The sequence below is a fragment of the Lactobacillus sp. ESL0679 genome (assembly GCF_029433515.1).
GTDB lineage: Bacteria > Bacillota > Bacilli > Lactobacillales > Lactobacillaceae > Lactobacillus.
Window position 1 is genome coordinate 145870 of the sequence record NZ_JAQTIG010000004.1, and the last position, 18461, is coordinate 164330.

13 protein-coding genes are annotated in these 18461 nt (G+C 40.2%); all 13 read left to right on the forward strand.

Going from position 1 to position 18461, the window contains the following annotated elements:
* The first annotated feature begins 3 nt into the window (after positions 1 to 3).
* The 13 genes from recG to PT287_RS06565 all read left to right on the forward strand — a co-directional run bounded on the left by recG (position 4) and on the right by PT287_RS06565 (position 18420).
* Complete coding sequence (gene recG / locus PT287_RS06505; RefSeq protein WP_277133600.1) at positions 4 to 2040, forward strand: ATP-dependent DNA helicase RecG; 2037 nt, start codon at positions 4 to 6, stop codon at positions 2038 to 2040.
* Positions 2041 to 2057: 17 nt separating this feature from the next.
* Positions 2058 to 3056: a phosphate acyltransferase PlsX gene (gene plsX / locus PT287_RS06510; protein ID WP_277133601.1), complete on the forward strand. Its 999-nt coding sequence runs from the start codon at positions 2058 to 2060 to the stop codon at positions 3054 to 3056.
* 41 nt (positions 3057 to 3097) lie between these two features.
* On the forward strand, positions 3098 to 3340 hold the full coding sequence (gene acpP / locus PT287_RS06515) for an acyl carrier protein (RefSeq protein ID WP_277133602.1): 243 nt from the start codon (positions 3098 to 3100) through the stop codon (positions 3338 to 3340).
* A 120-nt stretch (positions 3341 to 3460) separates the two neighbouring features.
* Positions 3461 to 4480: an ABC transporter ATP-binding protein gene (locus PT287_RS06520; protein WP_277133603.1), complete on the forward strand. Its 1020-nt coding sequence runs from the start codon at positions 3461 to 3463 to the stop codon at positions 4478 to 4480.
* 3 nt (positions 4481 to 4483) lie between these two features.
* Positions 4484 to 5449 carry an ATP-binding cassette domain-containing protein gene (locus PT287_RS06525; RefSeq protein ID WP_277133604.1) on the forward strand — a complete coding sequence of 322 codons (966 nt, stop codon included), beginning with the start codon at positions 4484 to 4486 and terminating at the stop codon, positions 5447 to 5449.
* A gap of 2 nt (positions 5450 to 5451) precedes the next feature.
* Complete coding sequence (gene opp4B, locus PT287_RS06530) at positions 5452 to 6411, forward strand: oligopeptide ABC transporter permease (RefSeq protein WP_277133605.1); 960 nt, start codon at positions 5452 to 5454, stop codon at positions 6409 to 6411.
* Between the two features lie 14 nt (positions 6412 to 6425).
* Positions 6426 to 7340: an ABC transporter permease gene (locus tag PT287_RS06535; RefSeq protein WP_277133606.1), complete on the forward strand. Its 915-nt coding sequence runs from the start codon at positions 6426 to 6428 to the stop codon at positions 7338 to 7340.
* Between the two features lie 198 nt (positions 7341 to 7538).
* Positions 7539 to 9311, forward strand: coding sequence for an oligopeptide ABC transporter substrate-binding protein (locus tag PT287_RS06540; protein ID WP_277133607.1), 1773 nt, complete (start codon positions 7539 to 7541; stop codon positions 9309 to 9311).
* A 175-nt stretch (positions 9312 to 9486) separates the two neighbouring features.
* A complete protein-coding gene (locus PT287_RS06545; protein WP_277133609.1) occupies positions 9487 to 11256 on the forward strand; it encodes an oligopeptide ABC transporter substrate-binding protein in 1770 nt (589 codons plus the stop codon).
* Between the two features lie 156 nt (positions 11257 to 11412).
* Positions 11413 to 12099 (forward strand): ribonuclease III, encoded by a 687-nt coding sequence (rnc, locus tag PT287_RS06550; protein ID WP_277133611.1) that lies wholly within the window; start codon positions 11413 to 11415, stop codon positions 12097 to 12099.
* A 10-nt stretch (positions 12100 to 12109) separates the two neighbouring features.
* On the forward strand, positions 12110 to 15673 hold the full coding sequence (gene smc, locus PT287_RS06555) for a chromosome segregation protein SMC (RefSeq protein ID WP_277133613.1): 3564 nt from the start codon (positions 12110 to 12112) through the stop codon (positions 15671 to 15673).
* Between the two features lie 2 nt (positions 15674 to 15675).
* Positions 15676 to 16974, forward strand: a complete 1299-nt coding sequence (ftsY, locus tag PT287_RS06560; protein WP_277133615.1) for a signal recognition particle-docking protein FtsY — start codon at positions 15676 to 15678, stop codon at positions 16972 to 16974.
* A gap of 21 nt (positions 16975 to 16995) precedes the next feature.
* Positions 16996 to 18420, forward strand: a complete 1425-nt coding sequence (locus PT287_RS06565; protein WP_277133617.1) for a C69 family dipeptidase — start codon at positions 16996 to 16998, stop codon at positions 18418 to 18420.
* Positions 18421 to 18461: the final 41 nt, after the last annotated feature.

Here is an 18461-nt window from a genome sequence, read left to right on the forward strand (position 1 = left end):
AAGATGAATACACAAGCATTATTTGCTCCGGTAACAGATTTAAAAGGGGTCGGTACTAAAACGGCAGCTGCATTAGGCAGTTTAGGCATTTATAGTATCTATGACTTACTATTTTATTTTCCGTTTCGCTATGATGAACTGCAAACAATGCCTCTTGACCAGATCATGGATGGCCAGAAGGTAATGTTAAAAGGGATTGTGGCTACAGAAGCTTTTGTTAGCCGTTTTGGTTATAAAAAGAGCCGGCTTAGTTTTAAAATATGGATTGACCATGATATTGTCATGGTCAATTTTTTTAACCAACCATGGTTAAAGGACAAAATCGAAATTGGCAAAGAAGTAGCTGTTTATGGTAAATATGCGGTGGCGCGGCAAAGTCTATCTGGCTTCAAGTTTGTTGCTGCTAAGGAACACGACAGCGGGATGGCGCCAATTTATCCGGTTAATCGACATTTACGCCAGAAAAAATTGGTTGAACTAATTAATTTGGCGTTAACCGATTATTTACCGCTGGTTGAAGACGTGGTTCCTGAGGCAATCAGGCAAAAATACCGTTTATTGTCGGAACAAGAAATTGTCGTTAAAATGCACCATCCCAAAAATGGCCGTGAGGCAGAGTTGGCCAAAAGAAGTGCAATTTTTCGTGAATTTTTCATTTTTCAAACGGAATTAGCCCAGCTTGCTCATGGCAATGCCAAGCATCAGGGAATTCCTAAAAAATATGATTTGGCAGAAGTTGCCAAATTAACCACATTGCTGCCATTTGAGCTTTCGGCTGATCAAAAACAGGTGGTTAACGAAATTTTTGCGGATTTACATTCCTCAAGGCAAATGCAAAGACTGCTTCAAGGGGATGTCGGTTCGGGTAAGACGGTCGTGGCCGTTTATGCGATTTTTGCGGCGGTAACTGCCGGCTATCAGGCAGCCTTGATGGTGCCAACCGAAATTTTGGCAACGCAACATTTTAAAAAAATCGACGAGCTGCTTAGACCACTTGGCGTGCGGGTTGCCTTATTGACGGGAACAACTAAAACATTGGAGCGGCGCGAAATTTACCGCGAACTAACTGATGGCACAATTAACGTTGTAATTGGAACGCACGCCTTGATTCAATCCAAGGTGATCTTTAAAAAATTAGGCTTGGTAATTATTGACGAGCAACACCGCTTTGGCGTTAGTCAGCGGCAAGCATTGATCAACAAAGGTCCCAGTCCCGACATTTTGGCAATGACGGCAACACCAATTCCGCGAACGTTAGCCTTAACAGTTTATGGTGAAACAACGGTATCGGAAATTCGCCACCTGCCAGCAGGTCGCAAGCAGATTATTTCTGCTTGGAAGACCAGCAGCCAAATGGATGAGGTATACCAGTTGATGCGCCAGCAGCTTGAACAAGGCTTCCAGATTTATGCGGTTACGCCGCTGATTACTGAGTCTGAGGCAGTCGATTTAAAAAACGCAGAGCAGTTACATGCTAAGCTCAGTCATGATTTTCCTAACCAGCAGGTTGTGCTGCTGCATGGCCAGATGCCGGGTACCAAAAAAGATGAGATTATGACTGAATTTGCGGCTGGTAAAATCAATATTTTGGTTGCGACAAGTGTAATTGAGGTTGGTGTCGATGTTGCTAACGCCAATATGATGATTATTTACAATGCTGATCGCTTCGGCATCAGTCAGTTGCACCAGCTGCGTGGTCGAATTGGCCGAGGTCAGACGCAAAGCTACTGTATTTTCATGGCTGACCCTAAAACTGACGCGGGAAAAGCTCGGATGCAGATTATTTCTTCAACAACTGATGGTTTTAAACTAGCTGAGGAAGATTTAAAAATGCGGGGCGAAGGCGACTTGTTTGGTAAGGCTCAATCAGGTTTGCCTGAATTTCAGGTTGGCAATGTCGTTAATAATTATGAAACTCTGGTTGTGGCACAGAATGTGGCTAAATCCTTAGTTGAACAGGATCCGGAATTGACCGCTGCTGCTCATCAGACTTTAAAACAGGTGCTTGATTACAAGCAGCTGCAGCAAGAGAGAACATAGAAAAGATTGTGATAATAATGAGAACAATTGCAATAGATGCGATGGGCGGCGAAAACGCACCCGAAGCAATCGTTAAGGCTGTTTTACAGGCCAAAGCAGAGTTAACCCAAACGAAATTTATTTTGTTTGGTGATGCAAAAAAAATCAACAAATTGATCGGTTCCGATAAAGACCGAGTTGAAGTTGTTGCGACGACTGAAATTATCAAGGATGAAGATGAACCGGTAAAGGCAATTCGCAGTAAAAAGGATTCTTCATTGGTAGTAGCTGCGCGCTATGTTAAAGAGGGCAAAGCTGATGCCTTGCTATCATTGGGTAACACCGGGGCACTCTTATCTTGCGGGATTTTTATTATTGGCCGAATTAAAGGTATTGCGCGGCCCGGCTTAATGCCAACCTTGCCAGTGAAAAATTCTGACGATGGCTTCAACATGATTGATGTTGGTGCTAATGCTAAGACCAAGCCCGAATACATTTTGGCATGGGCTAAGATGGCTGCTTATTATGCCGAAAAGGTGCGCGGAATTAATAATCCTCGTGTCGCCCTCTTAAATAACGGTGCCGAAAGCGACAAGGGTGACGACGTTCATCAGGCCGCTTATCAGCTGCTTCTTGATAGCAAGCTAAATTTTGTTGGTAACATTGAGGGCAATGAATTACTTGAAGGCAATGCCGATGTGGTTGCTACCGATGGTTTTACCGGCAATGCCGTCTTAAAAAATATCGAGGGTACCTCTAGCGTGTTAATTCATTTACTTAAAGACAGCCTCTTAAATAATGGCCTGAAAGCAAAAGTTGGGGCATTATTGATTAAAAATGCGCTGAAAGGATTAATTTCAAAATTTGATACGGCAAAATATGGTGGTGCCGTCTTACTTGGTGTGAATGCGCCAGTTGTTAAGACTCATGGTCGTTCTGGTCAAAGAGCTATCTATTTTACACTTAAGCAGATTGATAAAATCTTGGAAGAAAAAATTATTGATGAATTTAAAGCAGAATTTTCCGCTGCTGAATAATTAATTAAGGTATAATTAAGAACAATAAGGAGAAACAAATAATGACAGAAGAACAAATTTTTTCAAAAATTAGCAGTATTTTAGCCGAAAATTTTGAAGTAGATAAAGACAAAATTACTAACGATACTAACTTTACCAGTGACTTGGACGCTGATTCCATCGATTTAGTTGAATTCATTTTGCAGCTTGAAGATGAATTTGGCGCCGAGATTTCTGATGAAGATGCCGAAAAAATTAAAACAGTCGGTGATGCCGTTAATTACGTGGCTGCACACCAAAATTAATTTCTAAAAATTCAGTTTGATATTTGCATGAAGCTAACTTGATGTATATAATTAGAAATTAAATAAATTTATTAAATATCTCTAATAAATTTTCGCAAAAATTGAGAGGGGAAATGACCTTTGGAAAAACAAAGTGATCTCTTGCTAGATATCCAGCATTTGCATACTGCATACCGTCTACATGGGAAATTTTATGATGCTGCTGATGATATAAATATTACTCTGAAGCGTGACGAAATTTTATCAGTTGTAGGTGAGTCTGGTTGTGGTAAGAGTACAATTGCTGCAAGCATTATTGGCTTGTACGACCATAAAAACACAAAAGTAACTGGTGATATTCTCTATAACGAATTGAACTTGGTGGGTTTGAACGAAGCTCTGTTTAACAAGATTCGTGGTAATAAGATCGGAATGATTTTTCAAGATCCATTGGCAAGTCTTAATCCGTTAATGAGAGTTGGCGATCAGGTAGCTGAAACCTTGTATTACCACACTGATATGAACGAAAAGGCGCGTCATGAACGCGTTATTGAGTTATTTAATCAAGTTGGGATGCCTAAACCTGAGGAAATGTACTCAATGTACCCACATGAATTATCAGGTGGGTTGCGTCAACGGGTTGTGATTGCAATGGCAGTTGCATGTAAGCCGGAAATCATCATTGCCGACGAACCGACTACTGCACTTGACGTAACGATTCAGGCGCAAATTCTGGATTTACTCGAAGATATTCAAAAGCAATCACATTCTGGAATTATTTTGATTACGCACGACCTTGGCGTTGTTGCTGAAACAGCTGATGAAGTTGCCGTAATGTATGGTGGTCAGATTGTTGAAAAGGCTGATGTTAAAACAATTTTTAGTCATCCGTTGCACCCATATACCCGTTCTTTATTGAACTCAATGCCGCAATCAGATGATGAAAGCGAAGATTTGCATGTTATCCAAGGGACTGTTCCGTCATTGCAAAATATGCCGAGAACAGGTGATCGGTTTGCTCCGAGAATCCCGTGGATTCCTGAGAGTGACCACGAAGAAAATCCAACTATGCATGAAGTCGAACCTGGACACTGGGTCAGATGTATATGCTGGAAGACATTCCACTTCCAAGATCAAGATGCTGCAGTAAGTGGGGAGTAATTTATGGCTAAAGAAATTATTCAAGTAAAAAACCTAAAAGTTCACTATCCAATTCGGAGTGGCTTTTGGAACAGAATTACTGATTATGTGCGTGCCGTTGATGATATCAGCATTACAATTAATGAGGGTGAAACTTACGGCTTAATTGGTGAATCTGGTTCTGGTAAATCAACTACTGGTAAGGCAATTGTTGGGGTTGAACCCGTTACTAGCGGTCAGATTATTTATAAAGGCGTTGACATTACTAAAGCTAAGAATAGACGTCAGTTGAACTACAATAAAGATGTTCAGATGATTTTCCAGGATTCAATGTCTAGTTTGAACCCGCGTAAAAGAATTGAAGATATTATTGCAGAACCAATCCGTAACTTCGAAAACTTAACTACTGATCAAGAACGTGACCGTGTGCAGGAACTGCTTGATATTGTTGGGATGCCTAGTGATGCGATTTATAAATATCCGCATGAATTTTCCGGTGGTCAAAGACAGAGAATTGGGGTTGCCCGTGCGGTAGCGACAAATCCAAGGCTGATTGTAGCAGATGAACCTACCAGCGCTTTGGACTTGTCGGTTCAGGCTCAGGTTTTAAACTTCATGAAGCATATTCAGCAGCAATATAATATTGCATATCTGTTTATTTCACACGACTTGGGTGTTGTTAAGCACATGTCTGAGAACTTGGCAATCATGCACCGTGGTCGTTTAGTTGAAATTGGTACCCGTGAGGATATTTATAATAATCCAATTCATATTTATACCAAGCGGCTGCTTTCTGCAATTCCTAAGGTTGATGTTGAACACCGTGAGGAACACAAGAAGGAACGTAATCGGGTTGAACAAGAATTTCAAAATGACCAGAGTGCTTGGTACGATAAAGACGGTCGTGTTTATCCATTACAACATGTATCTGGCAAGCATTTTGTTGCCTTGCCGCCAGAACAAGTAAATCAAGAAAAGGAGAGTGACTAAAAATGTGGAAAACAATTCTGAGACGTTTTTTGGTTATGATTCCGCAAATTATTATCTTGAGTTTTTTAGTCTTTGTTTTGGCTAAAATGATGCCTGGTGACCCATTTAGTGGCCAAATTAACCCCAACACCGATCCCAAGCAGTTAGCTGCTTTAAAGCAGGCAGCGGGTTTGAATGATCCAATTCCAGTTCAATATGGTCGTTGGGTTGGTAACTTGTTCCGGGGCGATCTTGGTACGAGTTATATCCAACACGTGCCGGTTGTTTCTTTAATTGCTGACCGTGCGGTTAATACCTTCTGGTTGTCATTATTATCAACGATTATTACTTATGCAATTTCAATTCCAATGGGAATTACCGCTGGCCGTCATCAAGATGAATGGCAAGACCAAGCAGTTGAAATCTTTAACTATGTTACCTATGCGGTGCCGCCGTTTGTCTTTTACATTTTAGCTATTTGGCTATTCGGCTTCACATTAGGTTGGTTCCCAATTTCAGGTTCAGTTTCGGCTAATGCATCGGGCTTCTGGGGGGTAATTGGCAGTCAATTCTACCATATGCTGCTACCAGCAATTCTGACAGCGCTCGTTACAACCACTGGTATTGTTCAGTATTTGCGTACGGGTATCGTCGATAACAAGGTTGAGGATTATGTTCGAACAGCACACAGTAAGGGTGTTCCAGAAAACGTTGTCTTCAACAAGCATATTTTGCGTAACTCATTATTGCCGATTGCCTCTAACTTCGGAACGGTAATTACCGGTCTATTAAGTGGTTCAATGATTATTGAATCTGTCTTTAGTTACCCAGGAATGGGGAAACTCTTCTTGGATTCAATTTCTCAACGTGATTATACGACGCTGACTGCATTAATTTTGATTTTTGGTATTTTAACTTTATTAGGTAACTTGCTCTCAGATATTATCATGAGTATTGTTGACCCAAGAATTCGGATTAAGTAGGGGGCGAGAGTAAAATGGCTAAAAATAAAGAAAAATTACAAAAAGACCAAAAAGCATCACGCCCAGCTCCTGCATCTGGATTTAAGGTTGCAATGCACGAAATTAGACATGATAAAGTAGCTTTTACTGCTGCGATTATTATCGTTCTGATTTTATTGTTTACCTTTGGTGGCTCACTGTTTCTACATAAGTCACAAGTTACAGAAATTAATATTGTCGATGCCTATTATGGCTGGGGTCAAAATGGTCATATCTTTGGTACTGATGACGGTGGTCGTGACATTTTAAAGCTGCTCATGATGGGTGGTCGTAACTCAATTATGATTGGTCTGGCAGTTACTGCAGTTGTTGAAATTGTCGGCTTATTAGTTGGACTAGTTTCAGGCTATTACGGTGGTTATATTGATTCAATCATAATGAGAATTGTTGACTTCATCCAGGTTTTGCCAAGATGGCCAATTATGATTGTTCTTGTAACTGTTATTCCTAACTACAATGCGGTTAATTTGGTCTGGATTATTTCCATCTTTGCGTGGACTTCAACGGCGCGTTACTTCCGTGCCTTCATTTTGTCACAGCGTGAACGGGATTACGTCCTAGCTTCTAAAACTTCGGGTTCGTCTGACTTGAAAATTATGTTTAGAGAAGTTTTACCAAACATTACGTCAATGATTATTATTGATGTTGTATTGACAATTGCCGGTAACATTGGTGTCGAAACAACACTATCGTTTATTGGCTATGGTTTGCCAACAACAACGCCGTCACTTGGTACGTTGATTGGGTTTGCTAACGATCCAGTTAACGTTGTTAACCGGCCGTGGTTGTGGTTACCAGCGACAATTTTACTGCTGATGATTTCTTTAAGTATTAACTATGTTGGCCGTGCCTTGCAACGTGCAGGGGACGCTCGTCAACGTGAAAATTAATTTAATTAAAAGCTTTACTTTAAAGAGTAAGGCTTTTTTCTTACTTAAAAAAGCAAAACTATCTATGAGTAAACTATAATAATTAAATTAAATTATAATAAAATTATCCGAATTGCTGTTTGCATATGTTAAAATTTAAGTATTAACTTATTCCAATTACACTTAAATATAAATAGAATGGATAGGGGTAATTATTATATGAAAAAGTCCAAAATACTTAGTTCAATTGGAGTTGTTACGGCAGCTGCATTAACCTTGGTAGCTTGTGGTAAGAGTAACAACGGCGGTAGTAATCAAAACGTAAATTCGGTTGATAAGTTTTCTGCATCAGTACCAAGTAAAGCTGCTAGACAAGGTGGTACTTTAAAGGTCGCTGTTAGAACTGATACACCATTTACTGGTATTTTTTCAGATGAATTATCTACCACTTCTGTTGACTCCGAGGTTTCTCAACCTGGTGAAGAAGAGCTATTTGACACCGATGATAATTTTAAAATTAATGATAAGGGTCCAGCAACTTTAAAATTAAATGTTAAAGTTAAGACCGCAACAATCACTGTGAAAAAGGGCGTTAAATGGTCTGACGGTAAACAAGTAACGGCTAAGGATATGGAATATTCATACGAAATCTTGGCTAACAAAAAGACCGCAGCACAACGTTACAGCAGTCAATTAGAAAACATTGAAGGTATGAAGGAATATCACGATGGTCAGGCAAAGACGATTAGTGGTATTGAAATGCCAGACGGTGAAAATGGTCGCCAAATTATTATTCATTTCAAACAAATGAAGCCAGGAATGACCAATAGTGGTAACGGCTACTTCTGGGAATATGTGGCACCATACCATTACCTAAAAGACGTGCCGTTTGATAAGTTACAATCTTCAGACAAGATTAGAAAGCACCCACTATACTTTGGACCGTTTAAGCTAGCTAAGTTAGTTCGTGGTGAATCTGTAACTTGGGTACCAAACAAGTATTATTGGCGTGGCACTCCGAAGTTAAATAAAATTGTGATTTCAGTTATTTCTTCTAACTCAACTTCACAGTCAATTAAGGATCATAAATTTGATGTCATTCAAGCAATTAACACCCAATGGGACCAAGTTAAAGATACTAAGAATGTAAACTTCGTGGCGCAAATTCCGCTGCAATATAATTATATTGGCTTTAGGGTTGGTAAATGGGATGCCAAAAAAGGCAAGAACGTCATGAACCCGAAGGCTAAGATGAATAATAAGGCTTTGCGGCAAGCAATTGGTTATGCCATGAACGTTGATGCCGTTGATAAGCGTTACACTGAAGGCTTGAGCTTCCGTGTACCAACCCTAATTCCAGCACAATTTGGTGATTACTTTGATAAGAATGCTAAGGGTTACTCATATAACTTAAAGAGGGCCAATGCAATTTTGGACAAGGCTGGATATAAGAAGAAGGGCAAATGGCGTGTTCAACCAAATGGCAAGCCGTTAGTGATTAACTATATGGCTCGCCAAGGTGATTCTACTCAAGAGCCAATTGAGCAAAATTATATTCAACAATGGCACAAGATTGGTCTAAATGTTAAATTGCTTGGTGGACGTCTAACAGAATTTAACTCGTTTGAAGATAAATTACAGCACGATGATCCAAGTGTTGACATGTTTGAAGCTGGTTGGAGTTTAGCAAGTGAGCCATCGCCTAATATTATGTATAGTGAAACAACACCGATGAATTATTCACGTTTTGTGACACCAGAAAATAATAAATTAATGGATGAAATTGACTCAACTAAGTCATTCAACCATAAATATCGTGTGCAAAAGTTCCACGAATGGCAAGAGTACATGAACGACCAGGCATTTATCATTCCTGAAGATAATAAGTATCAGGTATATGCTGTAAATGATAGGATTACCGGTTATTCATTGAAGCCTTCACAAAACACTAATGGCCACCAATTATGGTGGCAAGTTGGTTTTATCAAATAAAATAACGCTTTTTAAAAACTTGAGAGTAAAATCTCAAGTTTTTTTAGTGTGATTTCGAATAGCTTATTAAATTTAAATTAATTAATATGTTGATTTTTTAATTAATCATGGTAGGATTTAAGTATTAGCTTGTTTCGAAAAAATGTTAAATGATAATAAGGAAGGGTAGCTTATTATGAAAAAAGGCAAATTTTTAAGCTCGGTTGGAGTAGTTACAGCAGCTGCTTTAACATTAGTAGCTTGTGGTAAGAGCAACACCGATGATAATAGTGGTGCTAAGACGGCAAATAAGTTTCCAATTGCAACGCCAGCTAAGGCAGTTAAGCAAGGTGGAACCATTAAGATTGCTGAAGAAACTGACACACCATTTACAGGTGTTTTTAATGAAGAATTACAAATGGACCAGCCAAGTGCTGATGTTTCTTCTCCTGGTCAAGAATCATTGTTTTATGTTGATGATAACTACAAAATTAATGATAAAGGACCAGCAATTTTAAGATTAGATCGTAAAGCTAATACTGCAACGATCACAATCAAGAAGGGCGTTAAATGGTCTGACGGCAAACAAGTTACAGCAAAAGATGTTGAATTTGCTTATGAAATTATTGCTAATAAAGATACGAACTCACAAAGATATTCCGACCAATTTAATGTTATTAAAGGTATGAAGGAATATCACGAGGGTAAGGCCAAGACAATTTCTGGTATTGAAATGCCAGATGGCGAAAATGGTAGAAAAGTTGTCTTACATTGTACTGAATTGAAGCCAGGTATGGCATATACAGGTAATGGTTATATTTGGGAAGATGCAGCTCCGTATCATTATTTAAAGAATGTTCCATTTAAGAAGTTGGAATCTTCCGATCAATTGAGAAAGAATCCAATCTTCTTTGGACCATATAAGGTGCAAAAGATTGTTCGTGGTCAATCTGTAACTTGGGTACCAAACAAGTATTACTGGCGTGGTAAACCAAAACTAGATAAGGTTATTTATCAAGTTGTTTCTCCTAACTCCGCTTCACAAGCAATTAAGAGTCATAAATTTGACATTATTCAAGTTATTAACAGTCAGTGGAAGCAAGTTAAAGATACTAAGAGTGTTAACTTTGTTGCTAAAATTCCGCTACAATACAACTACTTAGCCTTCAAAGTTGGTAAGTGGGATGCTAAGAAATCTAAGAATGTCATGAATCCTAAAGCCAAAATGAATAATAAGGCTTTGCGTCAGGCTATGGCTTATGCAATGAATACAGATTCAGTTTATAAGCACTATACTGATGGTTTGAGTTTCCAAATCCCAACTTTGATTCCATCACCGTTTGGCGATTACTATGACAAGAGTATTAAGGGTTACACTTATAATATTAAGAAAGCTAACCAAATTTTGGATAAAGCTGGCTACAAGAAGAAGGGCAAATGGCGTGTCCAACCAAATGGTAAGCCATTAACTATTCATTTTTTGGCAATGTCAGGTAATGCAATTCAACAACCAATTGATCAAAACTACATTCAACAATGGAATAAGATTGGCTTGAACGTAAAATTGGTTGGCGGTAGATTGACTGAGTTCAACTCATTCTACGACAAGGTTCAACATGACGATCCAGGTGTTGACATGTTTATTGCTGGTTGGACCTTATCAGATGAACCTTCACAACAACAAATGTACAGTGAAGGTACAATGTCAAACTACTCAAGATTTGTTACCCCAGAGAATAATAAACTCTTGCAAGAAATGGACTCACAAAAGGCCTTTAACCACAAGTACCGAGTACAGAAGTTCCATGAATGGCAGAAGTATATGGTTGATCAAGCCTATGTTGTACCAACAGTTAATTCATATCAAATTGATGCTGTCAATGATAAAATTACTGGCTACTCCTATAAGCCATCGCATATGAACAATGACCACCACATTTGGTTTGACATTGGTTATGCCAAATAACTAACATAATTGAAAATCCTTTTAGTATAAATATAGCGAAAAGCACATGGTTAAAGGAACCTTGTGCTTTTTGTGTATTTTAAGGATAACTTATCGCTGGAATTGCATTTTATCGCGCAAAAACTGGTATAATCAAAGAATAAAGGAGCTGAGAAGATGGTAAGCACGAAATTTGTTAATCAATTAAATGACAAATATAAAATCAAGTTTAACAATCCCCAATTATTGGAAGAAGCATTCACGCATTCTTCGTACGCTAATGAACACCCGCAGGATGGAGTTCGCGATTATGAAAAGCTGGAGTTTTTGGGGGATGCGGTATTGGAACTGGCGATTTCTGATTACTTGTACCGTCATTTTACCGAATTAAATGAGGGTGAATTAACACGGATGAGGTCTAACATTGTTGATACTGAAGGCTTCGCCGAATTTGCCAAGAAGTTTGGCTTTCCAGCTGAAATTAATTTAGGTCATGGTGAAGAAAAAGCCGGTGCACGTTCACGCAAGACATTGCTTGAAGACGTGTTTGAGGCCTTCAATGGTGCGCTTTTCCTTGATCAAGGCATGAATGCAGTTGAACACTTTCTTCATTTAACTGTTTATCCATTAATTGATGCTGGTAAGTTTGATGCATCACGAGATTACAAGACCGACCTGCAGGAATTCTTGCAGCAAGATGGCCCGGTTAAGATTGAATATCAGGTAATTAAGGAGGAACAGCTGCCTTCTCGTTTTACGGTACAATTGCGGGTTAATGGCAAAGTTGTGTCCCAAGGTGTAGGTCATAATAAGAAGGCTGCAGAGCAGGACGCGGCACAGGCTGCCTTAGCCAAGAGAAGCTAGGGGGTCGCTTGTGCCATTAAAAGAACTAATAATTGACGGTTTTAAATCTTTTGCAGAAAAGACTAGGATTGAATTTGATGCTGGGATTACTGGCATTGTCGGCCCCAATGGTAGTGGGAAAAGTAATATTACTGAAGCCATTCGGTGGGTAATGGGTGAATCACGGGCGAAGTCGCTGCGTGGTTCTAATATGAAAGATGTTATTTTTGCCGGAAGTGAATTTCGTAAGAGTGCCAATCACGCAGAAGTGACGATGGTTTTTGACAATCAGAAACGCGAGCTGCATTTTGACGCCGACCAAGTGACGGTAACGCGGCGAATTTTGCTTTCAGGTGATAATGAATACTTGATTAACAAGCATTCAGTTAGACAGCGCGATGTTCGCGCACTTTTTTTGGATTCTGGAATTTCGCAAGATAGTTTAGCGATTATCTCTCAGGGACGAGTAGACCAAATACTAAATTCGCGTCCAGAAGCACGGCGAGTGCTGTTTGAAGAAGCTGCTGGGGTACTTCACTTTAAGAAGCAAAAGGAAGCTGCTAGCCTGCAGCTTGAACGGACGACAGACAACTTGGTTAGAATTAATGATTTGGTTAAGGAACTGGAGCAACGGATTGAGCCGCTGCATGAACAGAGTTCATTAGCTAAGGAGTACCAATTTCAAAAGCAGGGGCTTGATCAAAAGTTAAAAACCTTGTTGGCCTTTGAAATTGCGGATTTGGATAAGCAAAAAGCCCAGGTGCAACAAAAAGCTGACAAAAATCAGGTTCTGCTGTCTAAGCTTGATTGCGAAGTTAAGGAATCTCAAAGTGCGGTCACAACTAAGCGCAATGAATACAAGCAATTAAGCGACCAGCGTGAGCAGGTGCAGGCCGATTTACTCGCATTAACTAAAAAACTGTCGGATTTAAACGCCAACTTGCAGATTGCGGAGCAAAGCAAGCAATATAGCGAAGCCACTAAGAAAGAATATCAGGCTGAATTAAGCGATTTAAAAGCCCAGGTTGTCCAGCTTCAGGCTGATGGTAAAAATCTGGCTGAGCAAAAGACAGCGCTAATTAATCAGCAGCAGAAACTGCAAGATCAGCGCTCGGATTTAACTGCGGAATTAAACGAAAATCCCGCTAACTTAAATCAAAAATTAGACGATCTACGCTCTGATTATATCCAGTTATTACAAGATCAAACTTCCAATAATAATGAAATTGTTTATCTCAATTCTGAATTAAAAAGAACGCGTGATGACAGTAGTTATCAAAATATTGATGTGACAACCGAATTAACGAAGTCAAGAGCAGAATTGGATCGGCTAAAGTCAGAAGGCACAGTACTTAAGGAAAAGCGGACAAAAGAGCAGCAGCAGGCTGCTACATTAATGTCTAAGCAGGAAGATGTCCAAGCAAACTTAAATGGTTTACGACAAACTGTTACTGAAAATACTCACCGGCTGAATCAAGTAAGTGCAAGATATGAAGCATTGGAAAATATTCGCAAACGTCATGAGGGTTACTATTATGGTGTTCGCAATGTTTTAAACAATCTGGCTGACTATCACGGAATTATTGGGGCAATTGGTGAGTTGATTTCATTTCCGGCAGAGCTAGAAGCCGCAATGGCGACGGCACTTGGCGGTGGCGTGCAAGACTTAGTAGCGGCGACGCGTTCAGATGCTCGAGATGCGATTAATCAGTTAAAGCAGCGTCATGCTGGTCGAGCCACGTTTTTACCATTAGATGGCTTACGGCAGTATTCAATTCCTGCTTCAACCGTTCGCAGTTTGCAGTCGTTTGCTGGTTATCAGGGGATTGCCAGTGATTTGGTGCAAAGTTCCAGTAGCGAAGATATTAGTCCGGCGATTAATTACCTGCTTGGGAGTACGGTGATTGTCGATACGATTGATAATGCTTTGCAAATTTCGCGTCGCATTGGCCGCTACCGAATTGTTACCTTAGACGGCGATATTATCTCGCCCGGCGGTTCAATGACTGGTGGTGTCCGCAACCAAAAGAATAATTCGCCTTTGCAAACTGCTGCTGAATTAACGCAGCTTAAACAAAAAATCGCGCAATTAAAAGAAGGTTTAACTATTGACCAGACAGATTTAGCAACGCTAGTTAAGCAAGACGAAGAATTAACGCAGCAATTGTCTGAAGTTAAACAGAAATTGCAGGAAGTTAGTCGCGATTTGGGCGAAGCTGTCCTTTCTTATCAAAACCAAGAAAAAGAGGTTGACCGCCTAAAAGCTGCCAACCAACTGTTTGAATCTCGCAGAGAAGAGCGAGACAAGCAAATTGCGTCGTTAACGGCGAAGATTAAGCAGGCTGAGCAGCAAAAAGCCGATTTTGTGACAAAAATTGCTGAGCAAAAAGAGCAGATTAGCCAGCTTCAGGAGCGAATTAAGAACTTTGCAACGTTAAACCAAAAAGTCCAAGATAAGTTGGCTGAACTTGATCCACAGATTGCGGTTTATACTAACAAATTAGAAAATTTGGCTGGTCAACAAAAGACAAATCAGCAAGAATTAACTGACCAGCAAAAACAAGTTGAGACGCTGACAACCAAACTTACTGATCTGGAACATAATGGTCAGCTCGACCAGCAGAAAAAGCAGGAATTGCACCAAGAAAATGCAACTGGTATTAAGCAAAAGGCTAAACTGCAAGAAGAGTTGAATACACTGAGTTCGCAGCTCGGGCAATTTGATGCGCAAATTAATCAATTGGACCAAGTTGCCAGCCGCAATTATGATTTACGTAAGGATGCGGCAAGTGAGCAAGAAGGCCTTTCGGTTAAGATTGCCCAGTTTAGCAGTAAAATTGACCAACGACTTGAAACTTTGAATAAAGATTATTCATTGACTTATGAGGCTGCATTGGCCCATGCTGAGGGTGAAAATACGCAACAAACGCGTGAGCAATTGCAAAAAGAAGTTAAATTGCACCGCATGACGCTTGAGGATATTGGTCCAGTTAACTTAAAGTCAATTGACGAATATGAAGAAGTTAAAACGCGTTATGATTTTCTCAATAATCAGCAGAACGACTTGCTTAAGGCGCGAGATAATTTGCGCCAGTCAATGACTGAATTAGACAAGGAAGTTGGCAATCGTTTCAGTAAGACTTTTACTGCGGTTGCCAAGAGCTTTAAGGAACTGTTCCCAGTTGTTTTTGACGGCGGCAATGCAAAGCTGGTTTTAACCGATCCTGATGACTTGTTAACGACGGGGGTTGAAATTATTGCGCAGCCACCTGGCAAAAAGTTGCAGCGCTTAAGTCTGTTGTCCGGTGGTGAACGGGCATTGACGGCCATTACATTATTATTTGCGATGCTGAAGGTTAAGCCGGTGCCATTTTGCGTTTTGGACGAGGTCGAAGCTGCCTTGGACGATGCGAACGTGACCCGATTTGCACAATTTTTGAAAAAATACGACATGCATACACAATTTATTGTGATTACGCACCGGCGCGGTACAATGGAGCGAGCGGACCAATTATATGGCGTTGTGATGCAAGAGTCTGGCGTTTCGCAAGTCTTTTCAGTATCGTTAAAAGAATTAAAAAATGAGGTGAACTAAGAGTGGGCTTATTTGATAAAATCAAAAAATCACTATTTGGTAATAAAGAAGAGGCTGAAGTAGAGCCTAAAGTTGAGGCAGAACAACAGTCTGAAGCCAAACTAGAATCTAGTGCTGGCGCTGAGACGCAGGAAGTTGCGCAAAGTGAAAATGAAAGTACAATTTCATCAGTTGCAACAAGTGCGGTGAATGAGCCAGAGTCTGAGTCACAGTCGGAAGCGACAGCGGAATCTGTTTCTAGCAGTCAAACAATGTCTGCTGCACCTAGCGAATCAGCTGTAAGTACGTCTGCAGTTGAAGAAATGACAGAACCGAAGACGGAATCTAAAGCAGAAGCAACGCCTTTAGAAAGTGCAACGCAAGAGCAAAACCAAACAGAACTGTACGAAAAGGGCCTTGCCAAAACCAACAAAGGTTTTGGTGCTCGGTTAAATCAGTTCTTTGCGCAATTTAGGTCGGTTGACGAGGACTTTTTTGACGATTTGGAAGAATTGTTGATTGAATCAGACGTTGGCTTTGAAACTGCTGAGGAATTAACATCAGAGTTAAAAGACGAAGCCAAATTACAAAAGGCTAAGTCGCATAATGACTTAAAGAAATTAATCGTTGAAAAGTTGGTGGACCTATACGACAAGAACGGGGATGCCGAAAATGAAAAATTGCGCTCTCACGATGATGGTCAACCCAATATTTATCTTTTTGTCGGAGTTAATGGCGCTGGCAAGACCACGACGATTGGTAAATTAGCGAAGCGGTTCAAGGATCAGGGCAAGTCGGTGTTGTTAGCAGCTGCTGATACGTTCAGAGCCGGTGCAGTTGAGCAATTGGTTGAATGGGGCAATCGTGTTGATGTCCCTGTCGTAACAGGAAAAGAACAGGCCGACCCCGCTTCAGTTGTTTATGACGCAACGGCAAGAGCAATTAAGGAGCATGTTGATTACTTATTGGTCGATACAGCTGGTCGTTTGCAAAATAAGAAGAATTTAATGAGCGAACTTGAGAAGATTGAGCGCATCATTAAAAAGCAGGCACCTGATGAACCAACAGAAACCTTGTTAGTTTTAGACGGCTCAACTGGGCAAAATGCCTTGTTGCAAGCAAAAGACTTTGATAAGACCACTAAGTTAACTGGTTTGGTTTTAACCAAATTAGACGGCTCTTCCAAAGGTGGGGTTGTGCTGGCAATTAGAAACGAAATGAAGTTGCCGGTGAAGCTAGTTGGTTTAGGTGAAAAGCCTGAGGACCTGGCTGACTTTGACGCAGCGAATTATGCTGTTGGACTTTTCCATGATTTGGTATAATTAGTGCAAAAGGAGAAAATTATGAAAGAATACAGTGCATGTACCACCATTTTGGTTGGTAAAAATGCTTCAATTGACGGTTCAACAATGATCGCCCGCAACGATGACACTTTTCGGCCAATTACGCCACAAAAGTTTATTATTCATCCAGCTGCTAATGGTGAAAAGGGACGCCAGATTAAATCGTGGCTGAATAAGTTTACGATGGATCTACCTGAGGATGCACAAGCTGTGCCAGCAGTTCCAAATGTTGATTATCAACACCGTGGTTATTATGACGAAAGTGGTATTAACCAAGAAAATGTTGCCATGTCGTGTACAGAATCAACTTATGGTAATGAACGCGCCTTGGCTTTTGACCCACTAGTTAAAGATGGCTTGGACGAGGACTGCATGCAATCAGTTGTTTTGCCATATATCCATTCAGCTAAAAATGGGGTTGAATATTTAGGTAAGCTAATTGCTAAGTATGGTTCACCTGCTGGTAACTCGGTTTTGTTTAGTGACCAAGATGAAATTTGGTATATGGAAATTGTTACTGGTCACCACTGGGTTGCCCAAAGAATCCCTGATGATGCATATGCGATTGCAGCTAACCGGGTTTCAATTGAACAAGTTGATTTTAATGATCCAGCTAACTTTATGTGGAGTGACGGCATTCAAGAATTTGTGACTGCACATCATTTAAATACGGACTATGAGGGTTGGAACTTCCGCCACATCTTTGGTACCTATACTGAACAGGATCGTCATTACAACACTAACCGGGTTTGGTATGGTCAAAAGTACTTTAATCCCGAAGTTGAGCAAGACCCAACAGATGGTGATTTACCATTTATCCGTCGTGCAGCAAAGAAGATTACGCGTGAAGATATTGAATTTGTGCTTGGCAGTCATTATCAAGACACACCTTATGATCCATTTGGCAAGGGAACGGAGGAAGAAAAGCACCGTTTCCGGCCAATTGGCTTAAACAGAACTCAAAATGCGCATATTTTGCAAATTAGAAGTGATGTTGATCAAGATAAGGCTGCAATCATGTGGCTATGTATCGGCGGGCCAACCTTTACCCCGTTTGTACCGTTCTTTGCCAATATGAATGATACTGATCCGTCATATAACAACACTTCAATGGACTACAACATGAAGGATGCTTGGTGGTATTACAAGTCTTTGGCAACAATCGTTGAAAGCCACTATCCACAATTTGTTCAGCTAGATACTGACTACTTGAAGGACTTAAACCAATACTTCCGTCGTCGTGTCGAGGTTGTTATTGCTGGTGCTGAAGGTAAGAGTGGCAGCGAATTAACAGCTTATTTGACTAAAGCAAACCAAGAAACAGTTGCTTATACTCGCAAACAATCAGAAAAATTGTGGGGTCAGATGATGATTGATTCAATTAACATGTCGAAGTTGACCTTTAATATGGATGAAAACTTATAGTAAATAAAAAAGCCTTAACCGTGATGGTTAAGGCTTTTTGC

Excerpts from the sequence above, each read along its gene's own strand:
- recG (WP_277133600.1), top strand. The coding sequence starts at position 4 with ATGAATACACAAGCATTATTTGCTCCGGTAACAGATTTAAAAGGGGTC.
- plsX (WP_277133601.1), top strand. The coding sequence starts at position 2,058 with ATGAGAACAATTGCAATAGATGCGATGGGCGGCGAAAACGCACCCGAA.
- acpP (WP_277133602.1), top strand. The coding sequence starts at position 3,098 with ATGACAGAAGAACAAATTTTTTCAAAAATTAGCAGTATTTTAGCCGAA.
- PT287_RS06525 (WP_277133604.1), top strand. The coding sequence starts at position 4,484 with ATGGCTAAAGAAATTATTCAAGTAAAAAACCTAAAAGTTCACTATCCA.
- opp4B (WP_277133605.1), top strand. The coding sequence starts at position 5,452 with ATGTGGAAAACAATTCTGAGACGTTTTTTGGTTATGATTCCGCAAATT.
- PT287_RS06535 (WP_277133606.1), top strand. The coding sequence starts at position 6,426 with ATGGCTAAAAATAAAGAAAAATTACAAAAAGACCAAAAAGCATCACGC.
- PT287_RS06540 (WP_277133607.1), top strand. The coding sequence starts at position 7,539 with ATGAAAAAGTCCAAAATACTTAGTTCAATTGGAGTTGTTACGGCAGCT.
- PT287_RS06545 (WP_277133609.1), top strand. The coding sequence starts at position 9,487 with ATGAAAAAAGGCAAATTTTTAAGCTCGGTTGGAGTAGTTACAGCAGCT.
- rnc (WP_277133611.1), top strand. The coding sequence starts at position 11,413 with ATGGTAAGCACGAAATTTGTTAATCAATTAAATGACAAATATAAAATC.
- PT287_RS06565 (WP_277133617.1), top strand. The coding sequence starts at position 16,996 with ATGAAAGAATACAGTGCATGTACCACCATTTTGGTTGGTAAAAATGCT.